Raw genomic sequence first — 21,248 nt, forward strand, 5'->3', positions numbered from 1 at the left:
TCCGCGTTCGACGCCAATCCAAAGCGAAACAGGTCAAACCGAAAGCCGCAGCCAGAAGGGGATGGCAATGTCATAGGATTGCGCGATCATTGCCACGAAAGCGTGGAAAATCAAAGGGTTTCCGAACACACTCTGTTTAGAGTGCGCCTAGATCTCCAACACAATTTTGCCAATATGTTGGCTGGTCTCCATGCGTGCGTGCGCTTTGGCGGCGTCCGCCAGCGGAAAGGTCGAGTCCATCAGCGGCTTGATGCGGCCCTCGCGCAGGAACGGCATCACTTTCTGCTCGATCGCCGCGACCATCGCGGCCTTGTCCGCGTTACTACGGGGGCGCAGGGTCGAGCCGGTGTGGATCAGCCTCTTCACCATCAGCTTGGTGAAATTGACGGTCGCCTTGGGGCCGCCCAGGAAGGCGATCTGGACGATGCGGCCGTCGGGCGCCGCGGCGTCATAATTGCGCTCGACATAGTCGCCCCCGACCATGTCGAGAATCACGTCGGCGCCTTTGCCACCGGTCGCGGCCTTGGTCGCGGCGACGAAGTCGTCGGTCTTGTAGTTGATGGCGTGATCGGCGCCGAGCTTGAGGCAGGCTTCGGCCTTGTCGGAAGCGCCGACGGTGACGATCACCTTGGCGCCGAAGGCCTTGCCGAGCTGGATCGCCATGGTGCCGATTCCCGACGAGCCGCCATGGATGAGCAGCGTCTCCCCGGCCTTCAACGCGCCGCGTTCGAACACGTTGTGCCAGACCGTCATCAGGGTCTCCGGCAGCGCGCCGGCTTGCAGGATCGAGAGCGATGGCGGCACCGCCATCGCCTGGGCGTCCTGGGCGATGCAATATTCGGCGTAGCCCCCGCCGGCCACCAGCGACATCACGATATCGCCGAGCTTGTGCCGGACCGCACCTTCGCCGCGCGCCACCACTTCGCCGGCGACCTCGAGGCCGGGCAGGTCGCTGGCACCGGGCGGCGGTGGGTAGCTGCCGGAGCGCTGCGCGACGTCCGGGCGGTTGACGCCCGCGGCCTTGACCTTGATCAGGATCTCGCCAGGACCCGGCTTCGGCACGGGGCGGGTTTCGGGCTTGAGCACCTCCGGCCCGCCGGGCTTGCTGATGCCGATCACGGTCATTTGCGCGGGCAGCTGTTCCATGAGATGTCCTTCGGGAAAATCGGAGGCTTGCTTGCTAAGCTGCTTAGCCAGCCGGGCTGCGGCTGGCAACCGGGAGGAGGTCGGGAATGGCAGGCGAAGACGATGATCGGCCGCGCAAGGCGGCCTCGCACGAAATCGGTCAGGATCTGTCGATGCTGTCGGTCGAGGAGCTCACCGGGCGCATCGACCTGCTGCGCGGCGAGATCGCGCGGCTGGAGCAGGCGGTTGCAAAGAAGCGCGCCTCGCGTGACGCGGCGGCCAGCATTTTCAAGTCGTGATGTTCGGAGCGGGGCGGCAGCCGGCCGGCTCGGCCAATGGCCGACATGGCTAACGAAGGCTGAATTTTTTCCGCTATTTACGGTTGATTAAGCTTTCGCCTTTATAACCGGAGCCGTCCTCGTTTGGACACCGAGTGGCTCCTGTCCACTCTGTTTGACGCCTCCCTGTTATCAACTTTAAAAGCCGCCGGAAACGGCGGCTCTTTTTTGTTTTTGCACGGTTGTGGCCGTCCTGCGGCGTCCGCACGCTGCACAGCAATAGCTCCCACTTCGCGGAAACCATATTCGGTCTTGCTGCTGGACTCTCGTAACGTCCCGCGCAATGATTTGTTCATCATACCGGCGAGGCAAGCCGGCTTCGTAAACAGTCGCGTAAGAGGCGTTAACCATGTCGGACCGTTTGCAGGGCGATGGTGCTCTTGTTCAGTTCAACGAGCGGCTCACCAATTCCGCTGCATTCGGGGCCTTGTTTCGGGAAGGCATGGATCTGGTCGAGGAGACTGCCGCTTATCTCGATGGCGCCGGCCGTACCGAGGCCAAGGCGCTCGACCGCGCCGTGAGCCTGACCTACGCGACCGAAAGCATGCGGCTCACCACCCGCCTGATGCAGCTCGCCTCCTGGTTGCTGCTGCACCGCGCGGTGAAGGAAGGCGAGATGACCTTGAGCCAGGCCAATCGCGAGAAGACCAAGGTGAAGCTGACGGCCGCCGATCCGGGGCCAGCCGACCTCCTGGAGAAGCTGCCGCAGCAGCTGCAGGACCTGATTACACGCTCGATGAGCCTGCAGGCCCGTGTCCGCCGGCTCGATACCTCGATCCACACCCCGCCGGACCAGACGGCGATCGGTAATCCGCTGGTGCCGCAACTTAACCGGCTCAAGGCCGCCTTCGAGCAGTAAGGCCCGCCCGCGCCGGGGCCGCGCGCCGAACGATCAACGCCAAACAAAAACGCCCCCGAATTCGGGGGCGTTTTGCGATCTGGGCCAAGATTAAGAACGGGTGCCGCATGCAGCACCCGGCAGGGATCAATCCTTCTTGAGGAAACCCTGGAACTTCTTCTGGAAGCGGGAGACGCGGCCGCCGCGATCCATGATCTGCTGGGTGCCACCGGTCCAGGCGGGGTGCGACTTCGGGTCGATATCGAGGTTGAGCTTATCGCCCTCTTTGCCCCAGGTCGAACGGGTCTGGTATTCGGTTCCGTCGGTCATCACGACCGTAATCATATGATATTTCGGATGAATGTCGGCTTTCATGGCATATCCTACGGCACGGTGAGGCGCGACCGCGCCTGTTCCTGTCATCACTGAAGGGGGACAATTGCGGCGCTCTATAGCCGAAGGTGGCGGCCAAAACAAGCTCATGCTCCGAATCTGGCGGCGGTGACAGTCCCGGAGTCAGGTTCGCCACCAATTCTGCCGCACTTGCCCCCTTGGTATATTTCCGGATTTGCCAAGCCGCGGGGCCGAGGCCTATCAGGACTGGCAGAGTTTTGAAGCATTTCAGGTGATCCATGAGCGCAGTCGAGCGGCTTGACGACAGGCAGGACGAGACCGGTCCCGATCCGGTGGGAGACGCCGCGGCGGCTGTCGAGGCGCTGACCGAGGAGGCTGCCCCTGGGCGTCGCTCCAAGCTGCGTCCGCTCCTCGCGCTATCGCCCTATATCGCCCGCTATCGCGGCCGCGCCATTCTGGCGCTGATCGCACTGACCGTCGCCGCCTTGACCACGCTGCTGGTGCCGGTGGCCGTGCGTCGGATGATCGATTTCGGCTTCACGCCCCGCGGTATCTCGCTCATCAATGATTATTTCAGCGTCATGATTGCGGTGGTGGCCGTGCTCGCGCTGGCAAGCGCGTCACGGTACTACCTGGTCATGACGATCGGCGAACGTATCGTTGCCGACCTCCGGCGCGACGTGTTCGCGCATCTGATGTCGCTGTCGCCGGCGTTCTTCGATTCCGCGCGCAGTGGCGAGTTGATCTCGCGGCTCACGGCCGACACGACCCAGATCAAGTCGGCGGCCGGCGCCTCGGTCTCGATCGCGCTGCGGAATGTGCTGATGTTCGTCGGCGCCACTGCGATGATGGTGATCACCAGCCCGAAACTATCCGGCTTCGTGCTGCTCGCTATTCCGCTGATCGTGCTGCCGCTCGTCGCATTCGGACGCTGGGTGCGGCGGCTGTCGCGGAATGCGCAGGACACGCTGGCGGAGGCGTCGGCCTACGCGTCCGAACTCGTCGGCGCGATCAGGACGGTGCAGGCCTATACCAGCGAGCGGCTCGCGGGCGACCGCTTCGGCCGCGAGGTCGAGCAGGCTTACGAAGCCGCACGGGTCTCGACCAAGGCGCGCGCGGTCCTGACCGCGATCATCATCTTCATCGTGTTCTCGAGCGTCGTGGCGATCCTCTGGATCGGTTCGCATGACGTGCTCGCAGGCCATATCAGCGCCGGCCGTCTCGGCCAGTTCGTGCTCTATGCGGCGTTCGCCGCGGCAGGTCTTGGGCAACTCAGCGAGGTCTGGGGCGAAGTTTCGGCAGCCTCGGGCGCTGCCGAGCGGCTATTCGAACTGTTGCATGTGCGGCCGGAGATCGCGGCACCCGCTGCGCCTCGCGCGCTGCCGGAGCCGCCGCGCGGCGATCTCAGCTTCAATCATGTCAGCTTTGCCTATCCAGCGCGGCCCGATGTTCGTGCCATCAATGACGTGTCGTTTGAAATCAAGGCCGGCGAGAAGGTCGCCATCGTCGGCCCGTCGGGTGCCGGCAAGAGCACGCTGTTTCATTTGCTGCTGCGCTTCTACGATCCGGTGTCCGGTCGGATTGCGCTCGACAGCGTGCCGGTCCGCGATGCCGATCCGCGCAAGGTGCGCGAGCGCATTGCGCTGGTGCCGCAGGAGCCGGCCGTGTTTGCCGCGAGCGCACGCGAGAACATCCGCTTTGGCCGGCCCGAGGCCAGCGATGCCGAGGTCGAGCGCGCGGCTGAGCTGGCTCATGCGAGCGAATTCATCCGCCGCCTGCCGGAAGGCTTCGAGACGCCGCTCGGCGAGCGCGGGGTAACCTTGTCAGGCGGGCAGCGTCAGCGCATCGCGATCGCACGCGCGATCCTGCGCAACGCGCCGCTGCTGCTGCTCGACGAGGCGACGTCCGCGCTGGATGCCGAAAGCGAGACGCTGGTGCAGACCGCGCTGGAGGAACTGATGCGCGGCCGCACCACGCTGGTGATCGCCCATCGCCTTGCGACGGTGCTGTCATGCGACCGCATCCTGGTGATGGAGCAGGGGCGCATCGTCGAGCAGGGCACCCATGCCTCGCTGGTTGCTGCCAACGGACTCTATGCGCGGCTTGCGCGCCTGCAGTTTGAAGGCGTGTGATCGCGCCATCAATTTCGGCTCTGTTCCCTGCAACCTTTTTCGGTGCTTGGTCGTTCCGGGCGCTGTTCCGCGGCGTATAGCGCGACCGCTACGGCTTCCACGCCATGCGCAGCACTGGCCGGCCGGAGGTCGGATTGACGTCCTCGCCGTCGTCGACGAAGCCGTTGCGCCGATAGAAGCGGATTGCGCGCGCATTGTCCTTGTTGACCAGCAAGGTGACGCCTGACGGCGCGTGCTCCTTTGCGGCATCGACCAGCACCGTCGCGAGCGGCGAGCCCCAGTGCTCCGGTGCGACCACGAGCTGATCGAGATAACCCGATGCGTCGATGGTCACGAAGCCGATCAGCTGCTGGTCCTGCTCGGCGACGATGATGGCCGCGTTCGGCACGAGCTCATCGCGCCAGCGGGCCCGCCACCAGTCCACGCGCGCAGCGAAATCGATCGCTGGATAGGCCTGTTGCCACGTCCGCTGCCACAGGGTGATCGCGGCGTCTTCGTCGGCTGCGCAATAGCGGCGCAAGGTGAATGTGCTCGTCACCGTTCCGTCAGCTTCAGCTCGATGCGACGATTGCGGCGGAAGGCATCTTCGTTGTTGCCGGGATCGAGCGGCTGGAATTCGGCAAAGCCGGCGGCGACCAGACGCTGCGGAGGAACACCGAGCGAGATCAGATATTGCACCACGGAGATCGCGCGCGCCGAGGACAACTCCCAGTTCGACTTGAAGATCGGGCTGTTGATCGGGCGCATGTCGGTATGGCCATCGACACGCAGCACCCAGGCGATCTCGCTTGGGATTTGCTTGTCCAGATCGATCAGCGCCGATCCCACGGAGTTCAGCTCCTGCTGGCCTTCGGGCAGCAGCGTCGCCTGGCCGGTATCGAAGAATACCTCGGACTGGAAGACGAAGCGGTCGCCGACGATGCGGATGTCAGGACGGTTGCCGAGAATGGCGCGCAGTCGGCCGAAGAATTCGGAGCGATAGCGTGACAGCTCCTGCACGCGTTGCGCCAGCGCGACGTTGAGGCGCTGGCCGAGATCAGCGATGCGACTCTGCGATTCCTTGTCGCGCTTCTCCGAAGCATCGAGCGCCTCTTCCAGCGCGGCGAGCTGGCGGCGCAGCGCGCTGATCTGCTGGTTCAAGACCTCGATCTGCGCGAGTGCACGCGCGGAGGTCTGCTTCTCCGAATCCAGCGCCTTGTTCAGCTCGTTGGCGCGGCCGTTGGCATCGTTGCCGGCGTTGGCGAGCCCGTCGTACAGGCTCTTGACCCGATCGCGCTCGGCTTCCGCCGAGGCGAGGCCAGCGCGCAGCTGCGACACCTGGTCGTCGAGGCTCATCTTGCCGAGCTTCTCCAGGGACAGCATCTCGTTGAGCTGGGCGATCTTGGCGTTGAGCTGCTCGAGCGCCTTGTCCTTGCCGGTCACCTCTTGCGAGAGGAAGAATTGGACGACCAGGAAGACGGTGAGCAGGAACACGATCGAGAGGACCAGCGTCGACAGGGCGTCGACGAAGCCTGGCCAGTAGTTCATGCCGGACTCTCGGCGGGTACGGGCAAGGGCCATTCAATAGTCTCCGCGATTTGGTTTTGCTCCGAGCGTCCCTCCTCGTGGGAGAAGCCGGCGGACGCGCCGGGTCAGGGAGCTAACTCTTCTCAGTTTGCCGCGCGAGGCGCTCGAGCAGCCGCTTGATCTCGCGGTTCTGTTCGCCCTGGCCGTCGGCCCATTCGCGGATCATCTGCTGCTCGGTCCGCATATGCGCGACCAGGCCCTGGATCGCCTCGGCGAGATTGGCCATCGCAGCGGTCGCCCCGCGGTTGGAGCCTTCCTCCATGGCAGAGCGCAGCCGCTCGATCGCGCCCGATAGGTCGCCGCCCTCGACATCGCCCGTCCCATATTCGCGGACCGTGCCGGCCAGCCAGTCTTCGAGGTCGGTATAGAAGCGGTTCTGGGCCTGGCTGGATTGCAGGTCGAGGAAGCCGAGGATCAACGAGCCGGCGAGACCGAAGAGTGACGACGAGAACGAGATGCCCATGCCGCCCAGTGGCGCGGCGAGCCCGCCTTTCAGGGTGTCAAACAACGCGCCGGCGTCGCCGCCGACCTTCAGCCCGTCGATCACCTTGCCGACCGAGCCGACTGTCTCGATCAGGCCCCAGAAGGTGCCGAGCAGGCCGAGGAAGACCAGCAGACCGGTCATGTAGCGGGAGATGTCGCGGGCTTCATCGAGTCGGGTAGCGATGGAATCCAGCAGGTGCCGCATCGTCTGTTGCGAGATCGTCATCCGCCCGGTGCGCTCGCGGCCGAGGATCGCCGCCATCGGCGCCAGCAAGGTCGGATAGCGAGCCACGGCGAGGCCCGGGTCGGCGATGCGGAAATTGTTGACCCAGGACACCTCCGGGTAGAGTCGGATGACCTGGCGGAACGACAGGATGATCCCGATGAACAGCACCGCACCGATCAGCGCATTCAGCCCGGGATTGGCGAAAAACGCCTGAACGATCTGCTTGTAGAGCACGACCCCGACCAGGGCGCAGAGCACCAGGAAGACCAGCATTCGCACCAGAAAAATCCGGGGCGAGGACAGTTTGGTCAGTTCGTCCATCGCGGAACGGGAAGGGGAGCCTTGAGCCATTGTCGATGACTTCCGTTACGGGGAACCGGTCCTGGGGCACACTATGGCATAGCAGCGGCGGGAAAGAAGCTGCGATTGCTGCAATCCCGCACTCTGCATGGAATCGTGTCCCGAAACCGGTCAGCGGTCGGTGCGTATTTCAGTTGATATTTAGCGGGAACGCCCGGCATTTGTCATGACCATCCTTGGATATTTGGCAGCCGTGCTGCTGATTGGCCTCTCGCTCTCCATCCTCATGGCGTTGGCCTGGGCGGTGCAGCAGGGCACCGGCAATTCCGGCTGGGTCGATACCATCTGGACGTTTTCGGTCGGGCTGGTTGGTGCCGCCGGCGCCTTGTGGCCGTTGACCGGGACGGCGCCGAACGCCCGGCAATGGCTTGTCGCCATCCTGGTTACGATCTGGTCGCTGCGGCTAGGCACACATGTCGCCCTGCGCACCGCCAAGAGCGGTGATGACCCCCGCTATGCCGAGTTCGCCAAGCAATGGGGATTGGCCGCTCCCCGTCGGATGTTCCTGTTCCTGCAGCAGCAGGCCTGGGGCTCCATCCCGCTCGCCTTCGCCATTTTCGTTGCAGCTCATGCACCAGCGAGAGATCTGCGCGCACAAGATGGCCTGGGCGCGCTGATCCTGCTGCTCGGCATCGCAGGGGAAGCCCTCGCCGATGGTCAATTGAGGTCCTTCCGCTCCGATCCGGCCAACCGCGGAAAAGTCTGCGATGTCGGACTCTGGCGATGGTCGCGGCATCCCAACTACTTTTTCGAATGGGTGTGCTGGCTGTCGTATCCCGTGATCGCGCTATCGCCGGATCATCCCTGGGGAGCAGCCGGCCTGCTGGCGCCGCTGGTCATGTACTGGATCCTGGTGCATGTGACCGGCATTCCGCCGCTGGAACAGCAGATGCTGCGCTCGCGCGGCGCCTGCTATCAGGCTTATCAGGCGCGCACCAGCGCCTTCTTCCCGCTGCCGCCCCGCAGGGAAACTGCGGCATGAGTGCCTGCGAGATTCTGTCGCTGCCATCGGACCAAGAGTCGCGATCGGCGCTGCGGGAACCCTGAGTTCCGCTCGATCTCGGCCGGCTCACAATCCGGTGAATCGAAAATCGCGTTGTTTCTTCAGGCACATACCTCCGTGTGACATCAAGCCGCCGCAATCCGCATTGCGCTGCACCAGCTCACTTCTATGTTGGCGTCGGCAGCGCCAGAACAGCGCAAGGTCATCCCGTCGCATAGTCAGCCGTTACTCCAACTATCAGGAGCTCATCTTTCATGTCTCGTCTTCGCGCGTCATTGGTTTGCAGCGCATTGCTGCTCGCAGTCGTCGCGCCACTTCTCGCCGCCTGCGACGATGCCACCACGGCCCAAGCGTCATCGACTAATCAGGTTGATATTCCCGAAGTCGGGATCGTTACCGTCGAGCAGCAGGCCCGCGCCATCGTTCGCGAGCTGCCGGGCCGCATCGCGCCGACGCGGGTGTCGGACGTGCGGCCTCGGATCTCTGGCATCGTGGTCGAGCGGCTGTTCCGCCAGGGCAGCGAGGTGAAGGCAGGCGATCCGCTCTACCGGATCGACCCCAAGCCGTTCGAGGTCGAGGTGTTGTCCGCCAAGGCTGCGCTGGCCAAGGCCGAAGCGGTGCACGAGCGTGCCGTCCAGCAGGCGCGGCGGATCGCTCTGCTGTTCAAGGAACGCGCCACGCCTGAAGTCGAAAACGAGAAGGCGATCGCCGGCGAGCGCGAAGCGGCTGCTGACGTCGAAGCCCGCAAGGCGGATCTGGCCCGCGCTCATCTCAATCTCGATTACGCGACGGTGCGTGCGCCGATCGATGGCATCGTGGGCGCGGCCCAGGTCAGCGAGGGCGCGCTCGCGGTGCAGAACGAGACCTCGATGGTGACCATCCAGCAGCTCGACCCGATCTATGCCGACTTCACCCAGTCGGTCACCGAAATGCACCGCCTCCGGCGCGCGTTCGAATCCGGCGATCTCGAGCGCATCGTGCACGATGCGATCAAGGTCCGGCTGCTGCTGGACGACGGCACGCTTTATCCGGTTGCGGGCAAGCTGCTGTTCTCTGAAGCCAAGGTCGATGCCGCAACCGGCCAGGTCACCTTGCGCGGCGAGTTCGCCAATCCGAAGCGGGAGCTCTTGCCCGGCATGTATGTCCGGGTGCGGATCGAGCAGGGTATCGACAGCGACTCCGTCGGGGTGCCGCAGCAGGCGGTTCAGCGCACTGTGGGCGGCGGCAGCGAGATCTTCGTCGTCCGGGACGACAACCGCGTCGTGGCGCAGCCGATCCGCACCGGACCGATCCAGGACGGCCTGGTGCTGGTCACCGAAGGTCTGAAGGCGGGCGACAAGGTCGTGGTCGAAGGCTTCCAGAAGTTCGCCGCGGGCGACAAGGTCGCGCCGCAAGCCTGGACCGAGGTTTCCTCGGCCGAGGCCGTCTCGGTGCAATCGTCGGCGACGAGGTAAGCTCATGCCGAGCTTCTTCATCGACAGGCCGATCTTCGCCTGGGTCGTCGCGCTGTTCATCTGCTTGATCGGCGCGATCTCGATTCCGCTGCTGCCGATCGCGCAATATCCGATCATCGCGCCGCCCTCGATCTCGATCTCGACCAGCTATCCCGGCGCCTCGCCCGAGAACCTCTACAACAGCGTCACGCGGCTGATCGAGGAGGAACTCAACGGCGCCTCCGGCATCCTGAACTTCGAATCCACCAGCGACTCGCTGGGCCAGGTCGAGATCACGGCCAATTTCGTGCCGGGCACCTCGACCAACGACGCCTCCGTGGAGGTGCAGAACCGCCTCAAGCGCGTCGAGGCGCGGCTGCCGCGCGCGGTGATCCAGCAGGGCATCCTGGTGGAGGAAGCGTCCAGCGCGGTGCTGCAGATCATCACGCTGCGCTCGACCGACGGCAGCCTCGACGAGGTCGGGCTCGGCGACTTCATGATCCGCAACGTGCTCGGCGAAATCAGGCGCATTCCGGGCGTCGGTCGCGCCACGCTGTATTCGACCGAGCGCTCGCTGCGGGTCTGGCTCGATCCGGCCAAGCTGATGGGCTATGGCCTCACCGCCGATGACGCGACGAAGGCCATCAGTGCGCAAAACGCGCAGGTGGCCTCGGGCTCGATCGGCGCCGAGCCGGCCACATCGGGCCAACGCACCTCGGCGCTGGTGCTGGTCAAGGGCCAGCTCGACTCGCCCGATGAGTTCGGCTCGATCATCCTGCGCGCCAATGCCGACGGTTCGACGGTGCGGCTGCGCGACGTCGCCCGCATCGAGATCGGCGGCCTGAGCTATCAGTTCAACACCCGCCTCAACGGCAAGCCGACCGCCGGGCTGTCGGTGCTGATGTCGCCGACCGGCAACGCCCTGGCGACCGCGAGCGCTGTCGAGGCCAAGATGAAGGAGCTGTCGCGCTTCTTCCCCGCCAACATCACTTACGAAATTCCCTACAACATCACGCCGGTGGTCGAGGCATCGATCGAGAAGGTGCTGCATACCCTGCTTGAGGCGGTGGGGCTGGTCTTCGTCGTGATGTTCCTGTTCCTGCAGAACCTCCGCTACACCATCATTCCGACCATCGTCGTGCCCGTCGCGCTCTTGGGCGCCTGCTCCACCCTGATGCTGCTCGGCTACTCGATCAACATGCTCACCATGTTCGGCATGGTGCTGGCGGTCGGTATCCTCGTCGATGACGCCATCGTCGTGGTCGAGAATGTCGAGCGCATCATGTCCGAGGAGGGGCTGCCGCCGAAGGAGGCGACGCGCAAGGCGATGTCGCAGATCACGGGCGCCATCATCGGCATCACCCTGGTGCTGATGGCCGTGTTCGTGCCGATGGCGTTCTTCCCGGGCTCGGTCGGCATCATCTACCGGCAGTTCTCCGTGACCATGGTGGCGGCGATCGGCTTCTCGGCGCTGCTCGCGATGTCGCTGACGCCGGCATTGTGCGCGACCTTGCTGAAGCCGGTGCAGGCGGGGCACGGCCACGCCAAGAAAGGCGTGTTCGGCTGGTTCAACCGCTTCATGGATCTGAGCCGCAATCGCTACGGCGGTGTCGTGAGAGGCGCACTGGGGCGCACCGGCCGGCTGATGCTGATCTACGCGATCCTGCTCGGCGGATTGACCTTTGCCTTCGTCAGGATGCCCGGCGGCTTCCTGCCGGTCGACGACCAGGGCTTCATCACCACCGACGTGCAGACGCCGGCCGATTCCTCCTATGCACGGACGCTGGGAGCAATTGAGCGGGTCGAGAAATATCTGTCGGAGCGGGCCGGCATCGACAACGTCACCTTCCTGACCGGCTTCAGCTATGCCGGGCAGGGCATCAACACGGCGCAGGCCTTCATCTCGCTGAAGGACTGGTCGGAGCGCGGTGCGAAGGACAGTGCGGCCGCGATCGTTGCCGACATCAACCGCGACCTCGCCTCGATCCGCGACGCCAAGATCACTGCGCTGCAGCCGCCGCCGATCGACAATCTCGGCAACTCCTCAGGCTTCAGCTTCCGCCTGCAGGACCGCGGCCAGAAGGGCTATGCGGCGCTGACGGCGGCCGCGGACCGTCTGATCGCGGACGCCAATGCCAGTCCCGTGCTGCAGAAGGTGTATATCGAAGGCCTGCCGCAGGGCCCGCAAGTGAACCTGACCATCGATCGCGAGAAGGCCGGCGCGTTCGGCGTCACCTTCGAGGACATCAACAACACGATCTCGACCAATCTCGGCTCGAACTATGTGAACGATTTCCCGAACCGCGGGCGCATGCAGCGCGTGGTGGTGCAGGCGGATCGGCTGAGCCGCATGAATGCGGACGACATCCTGAACTACAGCGTCAAGAATGCGAGGGGCCAGCTGGTGCCGCTCTCCTCCTTCGCTTCGGTCGAATGGGCGAAAGGACCGATGCAGATCGCCGGCTTCAACTATTATCCCGCAGTGCGTATCTCGGGCGAAGCCAAGCCGGGCTACACCTCGGGCGACGCGATCGAAGAGATGGAGCGGTTGGCGTCCAAGCTGCCGCGCGGCTTCGGCTATGAATGGACCGGACAATCGCTGCAGGAAAAGCTGTCGGGTTCGCAGGCGCCGTTCCTGCTGGCGCTGTCGGCCTTCGTGGTGTTCCTGTGTCTGGCCGCGCTCTATGAGAGCTGGACCATTCCGCTCGCGGTGCTGCTCACGGTGCCGCTCGGCATTCTCGGCGCCGTCGTAGCGGCAAGCCTGCGCGGCTTGCCCAACGATGTCTATTTCACGGTCGGCCTGATCACGATCATCGGCCTCGCTGCCAAGGACGCGATCCTGATCATCGAGTTCGCCAAGGACCTGCGCGCCCATGGCAAGCCGCTGGTCGAGGCGACGATCGAGGCGTGCTCCCTGCGCTTCCGTCCGATCGTGATGACGGGCCTTGCCTTCGTCTGCGGCGTGCTGCCGATGTCGATTGCATCAGGCGCCGGCGGTGCCAGCCAGCAGGCGCTCGGCACCAGCGTCATGGGCGGCATGATCGCGGTGGTGATCCTGGCGCTTCTGATGGTGCCGGTGTTCTTCGTCTCGGTGCAGCGCGTGCTCGCGGGCGACCGCGAGAGCGTCGCGCCGCAGGACGAGGTCTATGGTCCGCCGTCGCCGGTGAACTTGTAGGTGGTGTCTCCACAAAGCCGCCATCCGGCTGACCAAGGGTCCGATCATGTGGCTGACGATGGACAACGCCTGACGTCGATCACTCCGTGGTCGGCGCATCGTCCTGCGCTCGAGGCCGCCACTGGCATTCTCGGCGCCGTAAGCGTATAATCCGGCATCACATGACGGTAACGAAATGTCGAACTTCGCAGGCAGATTGAGTCTCGCGCTGGCCTTGGCTGCGCTCTCGCTGGGCTGGCCGACGGCGCATGCCCAGATGGCTCCAATTCAGTATTGGGTTCCTGGCTGGCCCGTCGACCTGGGGAGCGCCGGTGAGAGCCTGGACAGTTACGGTAACTTCCCAAGCTTCGATGCAAGCGGCCGGGACAGCGGCTTCTTTACGCGGCGCTACAGTTACTCGAACAACTGGTCCGCCTTGAACAGCACGGGCCTGAGCATGCAGGGGCTGAACGCGTATGGCTCGCTCGGCTCTCTGACGGCAGAAGGCTCGCAGTTCGGTTACAGGTTCAAGAGCGGTGTCGCGCTGTATGGCGGTTTCGACACTTTGAAAGTCGACCGCGGCAGCAGCGCTTTCGCCGCCTTCGATTCCAATTCCGCGACTCTGCCCGCCTATCGCGCGAATGCGGGCATCGAGTTTCAGCCAGCGCCAAATGTCAGCTTGTCGTTCGGTCTCAGCTATACCGGACAGCAGTCGGATCGTCTCGACAGCGACATCAGATCACCGCTGTTGCCCGGCGAGACGCCGTCCGCCTTCACCAGCGGTCGCCGCTGACGTAACTCCAGAGTGTAGGGTGGGCAAAGCGCTGTCGCAATGCGCCTTTGCCCATCCTACGTCAGCCTTACGCCGCCGCCTTGAGCACCTTCACCAGCTCGCGGTGAATGACCTCGTTGCCGCAGACGACGTGACCGGTGGTGAGAGCATCGTCCTTGCCGTCGATGCCGGAGACGGTGCCCCCGGCTTCGCGCACCATGATCGTGCCTGCCGCGATATCCCAGGGCGAGAGGTCCCGTTCCCAATAGCCGTCGAGCCGGCCGGCCGCCACGAAAGCGAGGTCGAGCGAAGCTGCCCCGAAGCGGCGCAGACCCGCAACCTTGGTCTGCAGCGCGGTCATCTCGCGCATGAACAGCGCGTGATCGCCGCGTCCGATATGGGGCAGGCCGCACGCGATCACGCACTCGTGGAGCTGGCGCCGCGCGGCCACGCGCAGTCGCTGATCGTTGAGGAATGCGCCCTTGCCACGCTCGGCGATATAGAGCTCGTCATTGGCGGGATTGTAGATGACGCCCGCGATCACGGCGTCCTCGCGCTGGAGCGCGATCGAGATCGCGAATTGCGGAATGCCGTGCAGGAAGTTGGTGGTCCCGTCCAAGGGATCGACGATCCAGGTGTGCGACTTGTCGCTGCCCTCGCGCACGCCGCCTTCCTCACCGATGAAGCCGTAGCCCGGCCGCGCCTTGGCGAGATCTTCATAGATCATCTCTTCGGCCCGCTTGTCGGCGCGCGAGACGAAATTCGCAGGTCCCTTCAGCGACACCTGCAGGTGCTCGATCTCGCCGAGATCGCGCTTGAGGCTGCGGCCGGCGCGGCGCGCGGCCTTGACCATGACGTTCATGAGGGCGGAATGGATCATGAGCTCGATACGGCTGGCTGATGCACCTTGCGGCGCGCATCTCTCCCGACAGGGAGATGAGGATGGATGAATGAGAGCTGTGGGTGCCCTGTACAGGGCGCGGCGTCAAGGGCGGATCATTTGGCCCCGATCCAGCGCTTGGCGGCTTCTTCGCCTTTGGCGCGCTCCTCGGGGCTCAATTCGGCGAATTTCTCGTCCAGCTTGGGATCGCCCTTGCCGGCGGTCTTGGCGACCAGATGCCATTTGTACGCCTCGACCCGGTCCATCGGCGTGCCGCCGACACCGTAGAATAGCACCCAGGCCAGCCGATTCTGTGCGATCGGGCTGTTCTGCTTGGCGGCCTTCCGCAGCAGTGCCACGGCGCCTGCTTCGTTCTTGGGGGTCCCGCTGCCGTTGAAGAGGGCGATCGCGTATTCGACCTCGGCATCGACATTGTCGGCGAGCGCTGCGGCCTGCAACAGCCGTGCGGCCTTCTCCGGATCCTTCTGAACCGCTGTTCCCTCCTTGTAGAAGGTTGCCAGCGCATATTGTGCTTCGGGGTTGCCGGCGTCCGCCGCCATCTGCAGCAGCTCGGCCGAACGCTTCAGATCCTGGGGCAGGGTCTGGCCGTCAAGATAGAGCAGAGCGAGATTGTAGGCCGCCTTGGGCTCGCCCAGCTTGGCGGCGGAGGCGAGCAGCTTCACCGCCTCCTGCTTGTCCGTCGGGCCGCCACGGCCGGCCAGCCGCATCATCGCCAGCGCAAACATCGCCTCGCGGTCCCCGGCCTCCGAGGCACGCTTGTACCACGTCGCCGCCTTGTCGAAGTCGCGCCGGACGCCCATGCCATTTTCATAGAGCTGGCCCAGCATCGTCATGGCCTTGGCATCGCCGGTCTGCACACGCGCCGTGGCGAGGTCGAACGCGGTCTTGTACTGGCCGCGCTGATAGGCGCCATAGACCAGGTCGACATTGGGGTCGTTCGCGGTCGGGAGCGCGTTGGCGGAGGGCTGGCTCGCGGGCGGAGCGGCCGGCGTGGGCGGCTTGGCGGAAGCGCCCGGTGCAGGCACAGGCTTTTTCGCCGGCGGCTTCGGCTTTTCGACCGGCTTTTCGACGGCCTTGGGCTTTTCGGCGGGCGGCTGCTGAATGCCGGGCGGGGTCAGCGAGATCTGCGCAAGCGCGCTGGTCGAAGCGAGCAGCAAAACCGTGAGAACGGATGTCAGGCGCAGCATCGGCATCTTAATGGCGTTACCCTTATCCGGCTCGCGCCGCGGGGATCGCCATATAGGCCTGCTTGATGGCGCTGTCGATATCGGAAAGGGCCGCAGCGGGGCCGCGCGCATCGTTCCAGATGAGGTCATCGACCAGGACGAAATCGGCGCCGGCGGCCACGAATTCGATCGCCTCCTCGCGCGTTGCGGCATAGCCGACGCAAGGCGGCTCGAACAGCTCGGCCCACCATGACAGCCGTTCTGCAATAGCGTCGACGGACGGCCGCTTGCCGTCCGCATCCTTTTCGCCGAACAGCACATAATCGGCGCTGCGCTCGCCGGCCGTCATCGAATCGTGCCGGGTGGCGAGCCCGCCGACGCCGGCGATGCGGTCCGGTTTCAGGCTCGGCAGGGCCTCGTCGAGCGCAGCGAGGCCCGTCAGATGCGCGCCGTCGGCGCCGGCGCGCGCCACGATGTCGGCATGCCCTTCGATCAACAGCGCAGCGCCCGCATCCTGAATTGCGGGCGCCAGCGCTTTCACGTTTCTGATCATGCTGCGCGGATCGCTCTCTTTCAGCCGCACCAGCACGGCGGCGACATCGCCGCTGCGGAGAATGCCTGGCAGGCTCGCGGCCAGCGGCGCCGGGTCTGCGACCACGGGCGTTGCAAGATAAAGCCGCGGCGCCGGCCGCTGTGGGGTCGTTTTGCCCGACACGTTATGCCGCCTTCCGTTCCAATTCGGCTGCCCATTGGCCGAGGCTGGCGAGCCTGTTCATATGAGCGCGATGCGCGAATGCGCGCTGGCCGGCCGCCACGTTCTCCGCCTTGCCGGACCATGCCTTTTGCGGCGCCGCCTGCAGGGCCCGGCCGTATGAAAAGGTCAGACGCCACGGCAGATGGCCGATGCGGTTCATTGCATCGAGATGCGCGGTGGCCTCCTCGTCGGACTGACCGCCGGAGAGGAAGGCGATGCCGGGAACGGCCGCGGGGACGCATTCCTTGAGCAAACGAACCGTCTTCTCCGCCACCTCCTGCACCGAGGCTTGTTTCATGGATTTCTTCCCCGGCACGACCATGTTGGGCTTCAGGATCATGCCCTCGAGCGCAACGCGCTGGACGCGGAGTTCGCGGAAGACCTCGTTGAGCACGCGCCGCGTGACCTCGTAGCAGCGGTCGATGTTGTGATCGCCGTCCATCAGCACTTCCGGCTCGACGATGGGCACGATCTGCGCCTCCTGGCACAGCGCGGCATAACGCGCCAGCGCATGCGCATTGACATGGATCGCGGTCATGGAGGGGATGTCGTTGCCGATGTCGATCACGGCGCGCCATTTGGCGAACCGCGCGCCCTGCGCATAGTACTTCGTCAAGCGATCCGCCAGCCTGTCGAGGCCGGCCGTGATCGTCTCGCCGGGGCAGAAGGGAAGGGGATGGGTGCCCTCATCGACCTTGATGCCGGGAATACTGCCGGCCTGCTCGATCAGCTTGATCAGCGGCGTTCCGTCCTTGCCGTGCTGCCAGATGGTCTCGTCATAGAGAATGACGCCGGAGATGTAGCTCATTCCCTCGGCGCTGCGAAACAGCATCTCGCGATAGTCACGCCGGCTCTCCTCGGTCGACTCCACCTTGATCGCATCAAACCGCTTCTTGATCGTGCCGGTGGATTCGTCGGCGGCCAGGATGCCCTTGCCCGGCGTCACCATGGCAACCGCGACGTCGTTGAGATCGGAGAGGTTCATGACGGCATGCTCCAGAGTGCACCTGCCCTGCTCGCCAAAATAGACCGTTCTCGGGCGGATGCCGAGAAAACATTGTTGTGGGCGGGGCAGGGTTCCCGGAGGCGTGAAGGCCGAAGTGGCTATTGGAGAAGCGCGCGCCAGGCGCTGGTCAGGTGGCCTCGCCCCGCAAGCGGGGCGAGGAGACAGCGCGGGACATGCTTAGGCGACCGTCGGGTCGAGCTCGCCCTTGGCGTAGCGCTTGGCCATCTCGGCGGTGGTCAGCACGCGCTTGATCTTGGAGGCTTGGCCCGCGGTGTTGAATTCCTGGAGCCGCTGCTTGCACAGCTTGGTCATCGCCTCCATCGCCGGCTTCAGATACTTGCGCGGGTCGAACTCTTCCGGGTGCTCCTGCAGGATCTTGCGGATCTGGCCGGTCATCGCCATGCGGTTGTCGGTGTCGATGTTGATCTTGCGCACGCCGTTCTTGATGCCGCGCTGGATCTCGGCGACCGGTACGCCCCAGGTCGGCTTCATCTTGCCGCCATAGGTGTTGATGATGTCCTGCAGCTCCTGCGGCACCGACGAGGAGCCGTGCATGACCAGATGCATGTTCGGCAGCTTGCGGTGGATCTCCTCGATCACGCCCATGGCGAGGATGTCGCCGTCGGGCTTGCGGGTGAACTTGTAGGCGCCATGCGAGGTGCCCATCGCGATCGCGAGCGCATCGACCTTGGTCTCGCGCACGAACTTCACGGCCTCGTCCGGATTGGTCAGCAGCTGATCGTGGGACAGCTTGCCCTCGGCGCCGTGGCCGTCTTCCTTGTCGCCCATGCCGGTCTCGAGCGAGCCGAGCACGCCGAGCTCGCCCTCGACCGAGATGCCGCCGAGATGCGCCATCGTGGTCACGGTCTTGGTGACGTTGACGTTGTAGTCCCAGTCGCCCGGGGTCTTGCCGTCGGCCTTCAACGAGCCGTCCATCATGACGGAGGTGAAGCCGGACTGGATCGCCGTCATGCAGGTCGCGGGCTCGTTGCCATGGTCGAGATGCACGCACACCGGGATGTGCGGATAGATCTCGGTCAACGCATCCATCATGTGCTTGAGCATGACGTCATTGGCATAGGCACGGGCGCCGCGCGAGGCCTGGATGATGACCGGCGCATCGACGGCGTTGGCCGCCTCCATGATCGCCAGCGCCTGCTCCATATTGTTGATGTTGAAGGCCGGGACGCCGTAATCGTTCTCCGCCGCGTGGTCGAGCAGTTGACGCAACGTGATGCGAGCCATCGATCCTGTTCTCCGTTGTGGGCCCGGTGCGAGCAAGCCTCGAGCCTCGTATGTCCAAAGTCAGCGATTTTTTAAAACTTCCACGCCCGGCAGCGGTTTCCCTTCCATCCATTCCAGGAAGGCGCCACCGGCCGTCGAAACATAGGTGAAATCATGCGCGACGCCGGCCTGGTTGAGCGCCGCCACGGTGTCGCCGCCGCCGGCGACCGAAATCAGCTTCTTGGCCTTGGTGCGCTCGGCCGCATGCTTGGCCGCGACCATGGTGCCGCGGTCGAACGGCGCAATCTCGAACGCGCCGAGCGGGCCGTTCCAGACCAGCGTCGCTGCATCGTCGATCGCGGCATGGATGCGGGCGGTCGATTGCGGGCCGACGTCGAGGATCATGCTGTCGGGCGGAATGGCATCGAGCCCATAGGCGAATGAGGGCGAATTGGCTTGGAAATGATAGGCCACTGTCGCGTCCACGGGGAGGATGATCGCGCAGTTCGCGGCTTCCGCCTTCTCCAGGATCTTCAGCGCGGTCGGCGCCAGGTCCTTCTCGGCCAGCGACTTGCCGATCTGCACGCCCTGCGCATGCAGGAAGGTGTTGGCCATGCCGCCGCCGATGACGAGCGCGTCGACCTTGGTGACGAGGTTTTCGAGCAGGTCGATCTTGGTCGAGACCTTGGCGCCACCGACGATCGCGATCACCGGCCGGGCAGGCGTGCCCAGCGCCTTCTCGAGCGCATCGAGCTCGGCCTGCATGGTGCGGCCGGCATAGGCCGGCAGCTTGTGGCCGAGACCTTCGGTCGAAGCGTGGGCGCGATGCGCGGCGGAGAAGGCGTCGTTGACCCAGATGTCGCCGAGCTTGGCGAGCTCCGCGACGAAGGCCGGATCGTTCTTCTCTTCCTCTTTGTGGAAGCGGGTGTTCTCCAGGCACAGGATGTCGCCATCCTTCATCGCGGCGGTCGCTTTTGCGGCCGCCTCGCCGATACAGTCGTCGGCGAAGCCGACCGGACGCTTCACGACCTCCGCCAGAGCGGCTGCGACCGGCTTCAGCGACTCCTTCTCGTCGCGGCCCTTGGGGCGGCCGAAATGCGCGAGCAGAATCACCTTGCCACCTTTGTCGGAGAGCTCGGTGATGGTCGGTACGACGCGCTCCAGCCGCGTGGCGTCGCTGACGTGACCGTTGTCCATGGGAACGTTGAGGTCGACGCGCAGCAGCACGCGTTTGCCCTTCACGTCGACGTCGTCGAGGGTGCGGAATAGTTTCATGTCGAACATCTCCGTCCGTCTTGACCCGGCCATCCACGTCTTGCTTGCCTTGTGGCCAAGACGTGGATGCCCGGCACAAGGCCGGGCATGACGGTGAATGTGGTTACAGCAGCTTGCCCATCGCGACGGCGGTGTCGGCCATGCGGTTGGAGAAGCCCCACTCGTTGTCGTACCAGGACATCACGCGCACGAAGTTGCCGTTCTGCACCTTGGTCTGGTCCATGTGGAAGGTCGAGGAGTGCGGATCGTGGTTGAAGTCGATCGAGACGTTTGGCGCAGTGGTGTAGCCGAGAACGCCCTTCAGCTCCTGCTCGCTGGCGCGCTTCATCGCCTCGTTGATCTCCTTCGGATCGGTGTTGCGCTTGGCGACGATCTTCAGGTCGATCACGGAGACGTTCGGCGTCGGCACGCGCACCGAGACGCCGTCGAGCTTGCCTTTCAGCTCAGGGAGCACGAGGCCGATCGCCTTGGCGGCGCCGGTAGAGGTCGGGATCATCGACATCGCTGCGGCGCGGGCGCGGTAGAGGTCCTTGTGCAGCGTGTCGAGGGTCGGCTGGTCGCCGGTATAGGCGTGGATCGTGGTCATGAAGCCGGTCTCGATGCCGACGGTGTCGTTCAGCACCTTGGCGACCGGGGCGAGGCAGTTCGTGGTGCAGGAGCCGTTGGAGACGACCAGATGATCCTTGGTCAGGCTTTCATGATTAACGCCGTAGACGATGGTGGCGTCGGCGCCATCGGCCGGCGCCGAGACCAGCACGCGCTTGGCGCCGGCGGTCAGGTGCGCGGAGGCCTTCTCCTTGGCGGTGAAGATGCCGGTGCATTCCAGCGCGATGTCGACGCCGAGCTCCTTCCAGGGCAGCTTGGTGGGATCGCGCTCGGCGCTGACCTTGATCTTGCCGTTGCCGAGGCTGATCGAGTCGCCCTCGACGGTCACGGTGCCTGGGAAGCGGCCGTGCACGGAGTCGTAACGGAGCAGATGGGCATTGGTCTCGACCGGGCCGAGGTCGTTGATCCCGACCACTTCGATGTCCTTGCGGCCGGATTCTGCGATAGCGCGCAGGATATTACGGCCGATGCGGCCAAACCCGTTGATTGCGACCCGGACTGCCATCTTCGTCTCCTTCAATGACGTTTCTCA

19 protein-coding genes are annotated in these 21,248 nt (G+C 64.7%); 7 read left to right on the forward strand and 12 right to left on the reverse strand.

The features are described 5' to 3' along the window. Positions 1–147: 147 nt before the first annotated feature. A complete protein-coding gene (locus QX034_RS15745) occupies positions 148–1,146 on the reverse strand; it encodes an NAD(P)H-quinone oxidoreductase (protein WP_315701666.1) in 999 nt (332 codons plus the stop codon). Positions 1,147–1,232: 86 nt separating this feature from the next. Between QX034_RS15745 and QX034_RS15750 the strand changes: the two genes are divergently transcribed. Together QX034_RS15750 and QX034_RS15755 are read left to right on the forward strand one after the other, a co-directional pair. Next, positions 1,233–1,424, forward strand: a complete 192-nt coding sequence (locus QX034_RS15750; protein WP_315701665.1) for a DUF1192 domain-containing protein — start codon at positions 1,233–1,235, stop codon at positions 1,422–1,424. A gap of 388 nt (positions 1,425–1,812) precedes the next feature. Then, complete coding sequence (locus QX034_RS15755; RefSeq protein ID WP_315701664.1) at positions 1,813–2,322, forward strand: DUF1465 family protein; 510 nt, start codon at positions 1,813–1,815, stop codon at positions 2,320–2,322. Positions 2,323–2,448: 126 nt separating this feature from the next. Here QX034_RS15755 and rpmE read toward each other — a convergent pair whose 3' ends face one another. Then, positions 2,449–2,676 carry a 50S ribosomal protein L31 gene (gene rpmE, locus QX034_RS15760; RefSeq protein WP_315701663.1) on the reverse strand — a complete coding sequence of 76 codons (228 nt, stop codon included), beginning with the start codon at positions 2,674–2,676 and terminating at the stop codon, positions 2,449–2,451. Between the two features lie 257 nt (positions 2,677–2,933). Here rpmE and QX034_RS15765 point away from each other — a divergent pair, with 257 nt between their 5' ends. After that, the gene (locus tag QX034_RS15765; RefSeq protein ID WP_315701662.1) at positions 2,934–4,787 is read left to right on the forward strand and encodes an ABC transporter transmembrane domain-containing protein; all 1,854 of its coding nucleotides are present in this window, start codon (positions 2,934–2,936) and stop codon (positions 4,785–4,787) included. Positions 4,788–4,875: 88 nt separating this feature from the next. Here the strand turns inward: QX034_RS15765 and QX034_RS15770 are convergent, their stop codons facing one another. The 3 genes from QX034_RS15770 to QX034_RS15780 all read right to left on the reverse strand — a co-directional run bounded on the left by QX034_RS15770 (position 4,876) and on the right by QX034_RS15780 (position 7,413). Next, positions 4,876–5,325 (reverse strand): GNAT family N-acetyltransferase, encoded by a 450-nt coding sequence (locus QX034_RS15770; protein ID WP_316195562.1) that lies wholly within the window; start codon positions 5,323–5,325, stop codon positions 4,876–4,878. Then, positions 5,322–6,347, reverse strand: a complete 1,026-nt coding sequence (locus QX034_RS15775; RefSeq protein WP_315701660.1) for a peptidoglycan -binding protein — start codon at positions 6,345–6,347, stop codon at positions 5,322–5,324. Before QX034_RS15775 ends, QX034_RS15770 begins: the two co-directional genes overlap by 4 nt. A 79-nt stretch (positions 6,348–6,426) precedes the next feature. Further along, positions 6,427–7,413 (reverse strand): flagellar motor protein MotA, encoded by a 987-nt coding sequence (locus QX034_RS15780; RefSeq protein ID WP_315701659.1) that lies wholly within the window; start codon positions 7,411–7,413, stop codon positions 6,427–6,429. A gap of 175 nt (positions 7,414–7,588) precedes the next feature. Here QX034_RS15780 and QX034_RS15785 point away from each other — a divergent pair, with 175 nt between their 5' ends. The 4 genes from QX034_RS15785 to QX034_RS15800 all read left to right on the forward strand — a co-directional run bounded on the left by QX034_RS15785 (position 7,589) and on the right by QX034_RS15800 (position 13,805). After that, complete coding sequence (locus QX034_RS15785; RefSeq protein ID WP_315701658.1) at positions 7,589–8,404, forward strand: DUF1295 domain-containing protein; 816 nt, start codon at positions 7,589–7,591, stop codon at positions 8,402–8,404. A gap of 275 nt (positions 8,405–8,679) precedes the next feature. Next, on the forward strand, positions 8,680–9,879 hold the full coding sequence (locus QX034_RS15790) for an efflux RND transporter periplasmic adaptor subunit (protein ID WP_315701657.1): 1,200 nt from the start codon (positions 8,680–8,682) through the stop codon (positions 9,877–9,879). Between the two features lie 4 nt (positions 9,880–9,883). Next, complete coding sequence (locus tag QX034_RS15795; protein ID WP_315701656.1) at positions 9,884–13,033, forward strand: efflux RND transporter permease subunit; 3,150 nt, start codon at positions 9,884–9,886, stop codon at positions 13,031–13,033. A 196-nt stretch (positions 13,034–13,229) separates the two neighbouring features. Continuing rightward, the gene (locus tag QX034_RS15800; protein WP_315789500.1) at positions 13,230–13,805 is read left to right on the forward strand and encodes a hypothetical protein; all 576 of its coding nucleotides are present in this window, start codon (positions 13,230–13,232) and stop codon (positions 13,803–13,805) included. Between the two features lie 67 nt (positions 13,806–13,872). Here the strand turns inward: QX034_RS15800 and QX034_RS15805 are convergent, their stop codons facing one another. The 7 genes from QX034_RS15805 to gap all read right to left on the reverse strand — a co-directional run bounded on the left by QX034_RS15805 (position 13,873) and on the right by gap (position 21,221). Continuing rightward, complete coding sequence (locus QX034_RS15805) at positions 13,873–14,664, reverse strand: inositol monophosphatase family protein (RefSeq protein ID WP_315701654.1); 792 nt, start codon at positions 14,662–14,664, stop codon at positions 13,873–13,875. A 116-nt stretch (positions 14,665–14,780) separates the two neighbouring features. Then, complete coding sequence (locus QX034_RS15810) at positions 14,781–15,878, reverse strand: tetratricopeptide repeat protein (RefSeq protein WP_315742483.1); 1,098 nt, start codon at positions 15,876–15,878, stop codon at positions 14,781–14,783. 16 nt (positions 15,879–15,894) lie between these two features. Next, positions 15,895–16,566 (reverse strand): thiamine phosphate synthase, encoded by a 672-nt coding sequence (locus QX034_RS15815; RefSeq protein ID WP_315701652.1) that lies wholly within the window; start codon positions 16,564–16,566, stop codon positions 15,895–15,897. A gap of 1 nt (position 16,567) precedes the next feature. Next, positions 16,568–17,590 carry a class I fructose-bisphosphate aldolase gene (locus tag QX034_RS15820; protein WP_315701651.1) on the reverse strand — a complete coding sequence of 341 codons (1,023 nt, stop codon included), beginning with the start codon at positions 17,588–17,590 and terminating at the stop codon, positions 16,568–16,570. A 198-nt stretch (positions 17,591–17,788) separates the two neighbouring features. Continuing rightward, the gene (fba, locus tag QX034_RS15825) at positions 17,789–18,856 is read right to left on the reverse strand and encodes a class II fructose-bisphosphate aldolase (RefSeq protein ID WP_315701650.1); all 1,068 of its coding nucleotides are present in this window, start codon (positions 18,854–18,856) and stop codon (positions 17,789–17,791) included. 60 nt (positions 18,857–18,916) lie between these two features. Next, positions 18,917–20,110, reverse strand: a complete 1,194-nt coding sequence (locus QX034_RS15830) for a phosphoglycerate kinase (protein WP_315701649.1) — start codon at positions 20,108–20,110, stop codon at positions 18,917–18,919. 103 nt (positions 20,111–20,213) lie between these two features. Next, positions 20,214–21,221 carry a type I glyceraldehyde-3-phosphate dehydrogenase gene (gene gap / locus QX034_RS15835; RefSeq protein ID WP_315701648.1) on the reverse strand — a complete coding sequence of 336 codons (1,008 nt, stop codon included), beginning with the start codon at positions 21,219–21,221 and terminating at the stop codon, positions 20,214–20,216. Positions 21,222–21,248 lie beyond the last annotated feature (27 nt).

The organism is Bradyrhizobium sp. SZCCHNR3119 (assembly GCF_032487775.1).
Lineage (GTDB): Bacteria > Pseudomonadota > Alphaproteobacteria > Rhizobiales > Xanthobacteraceae > Bradyrhizobium.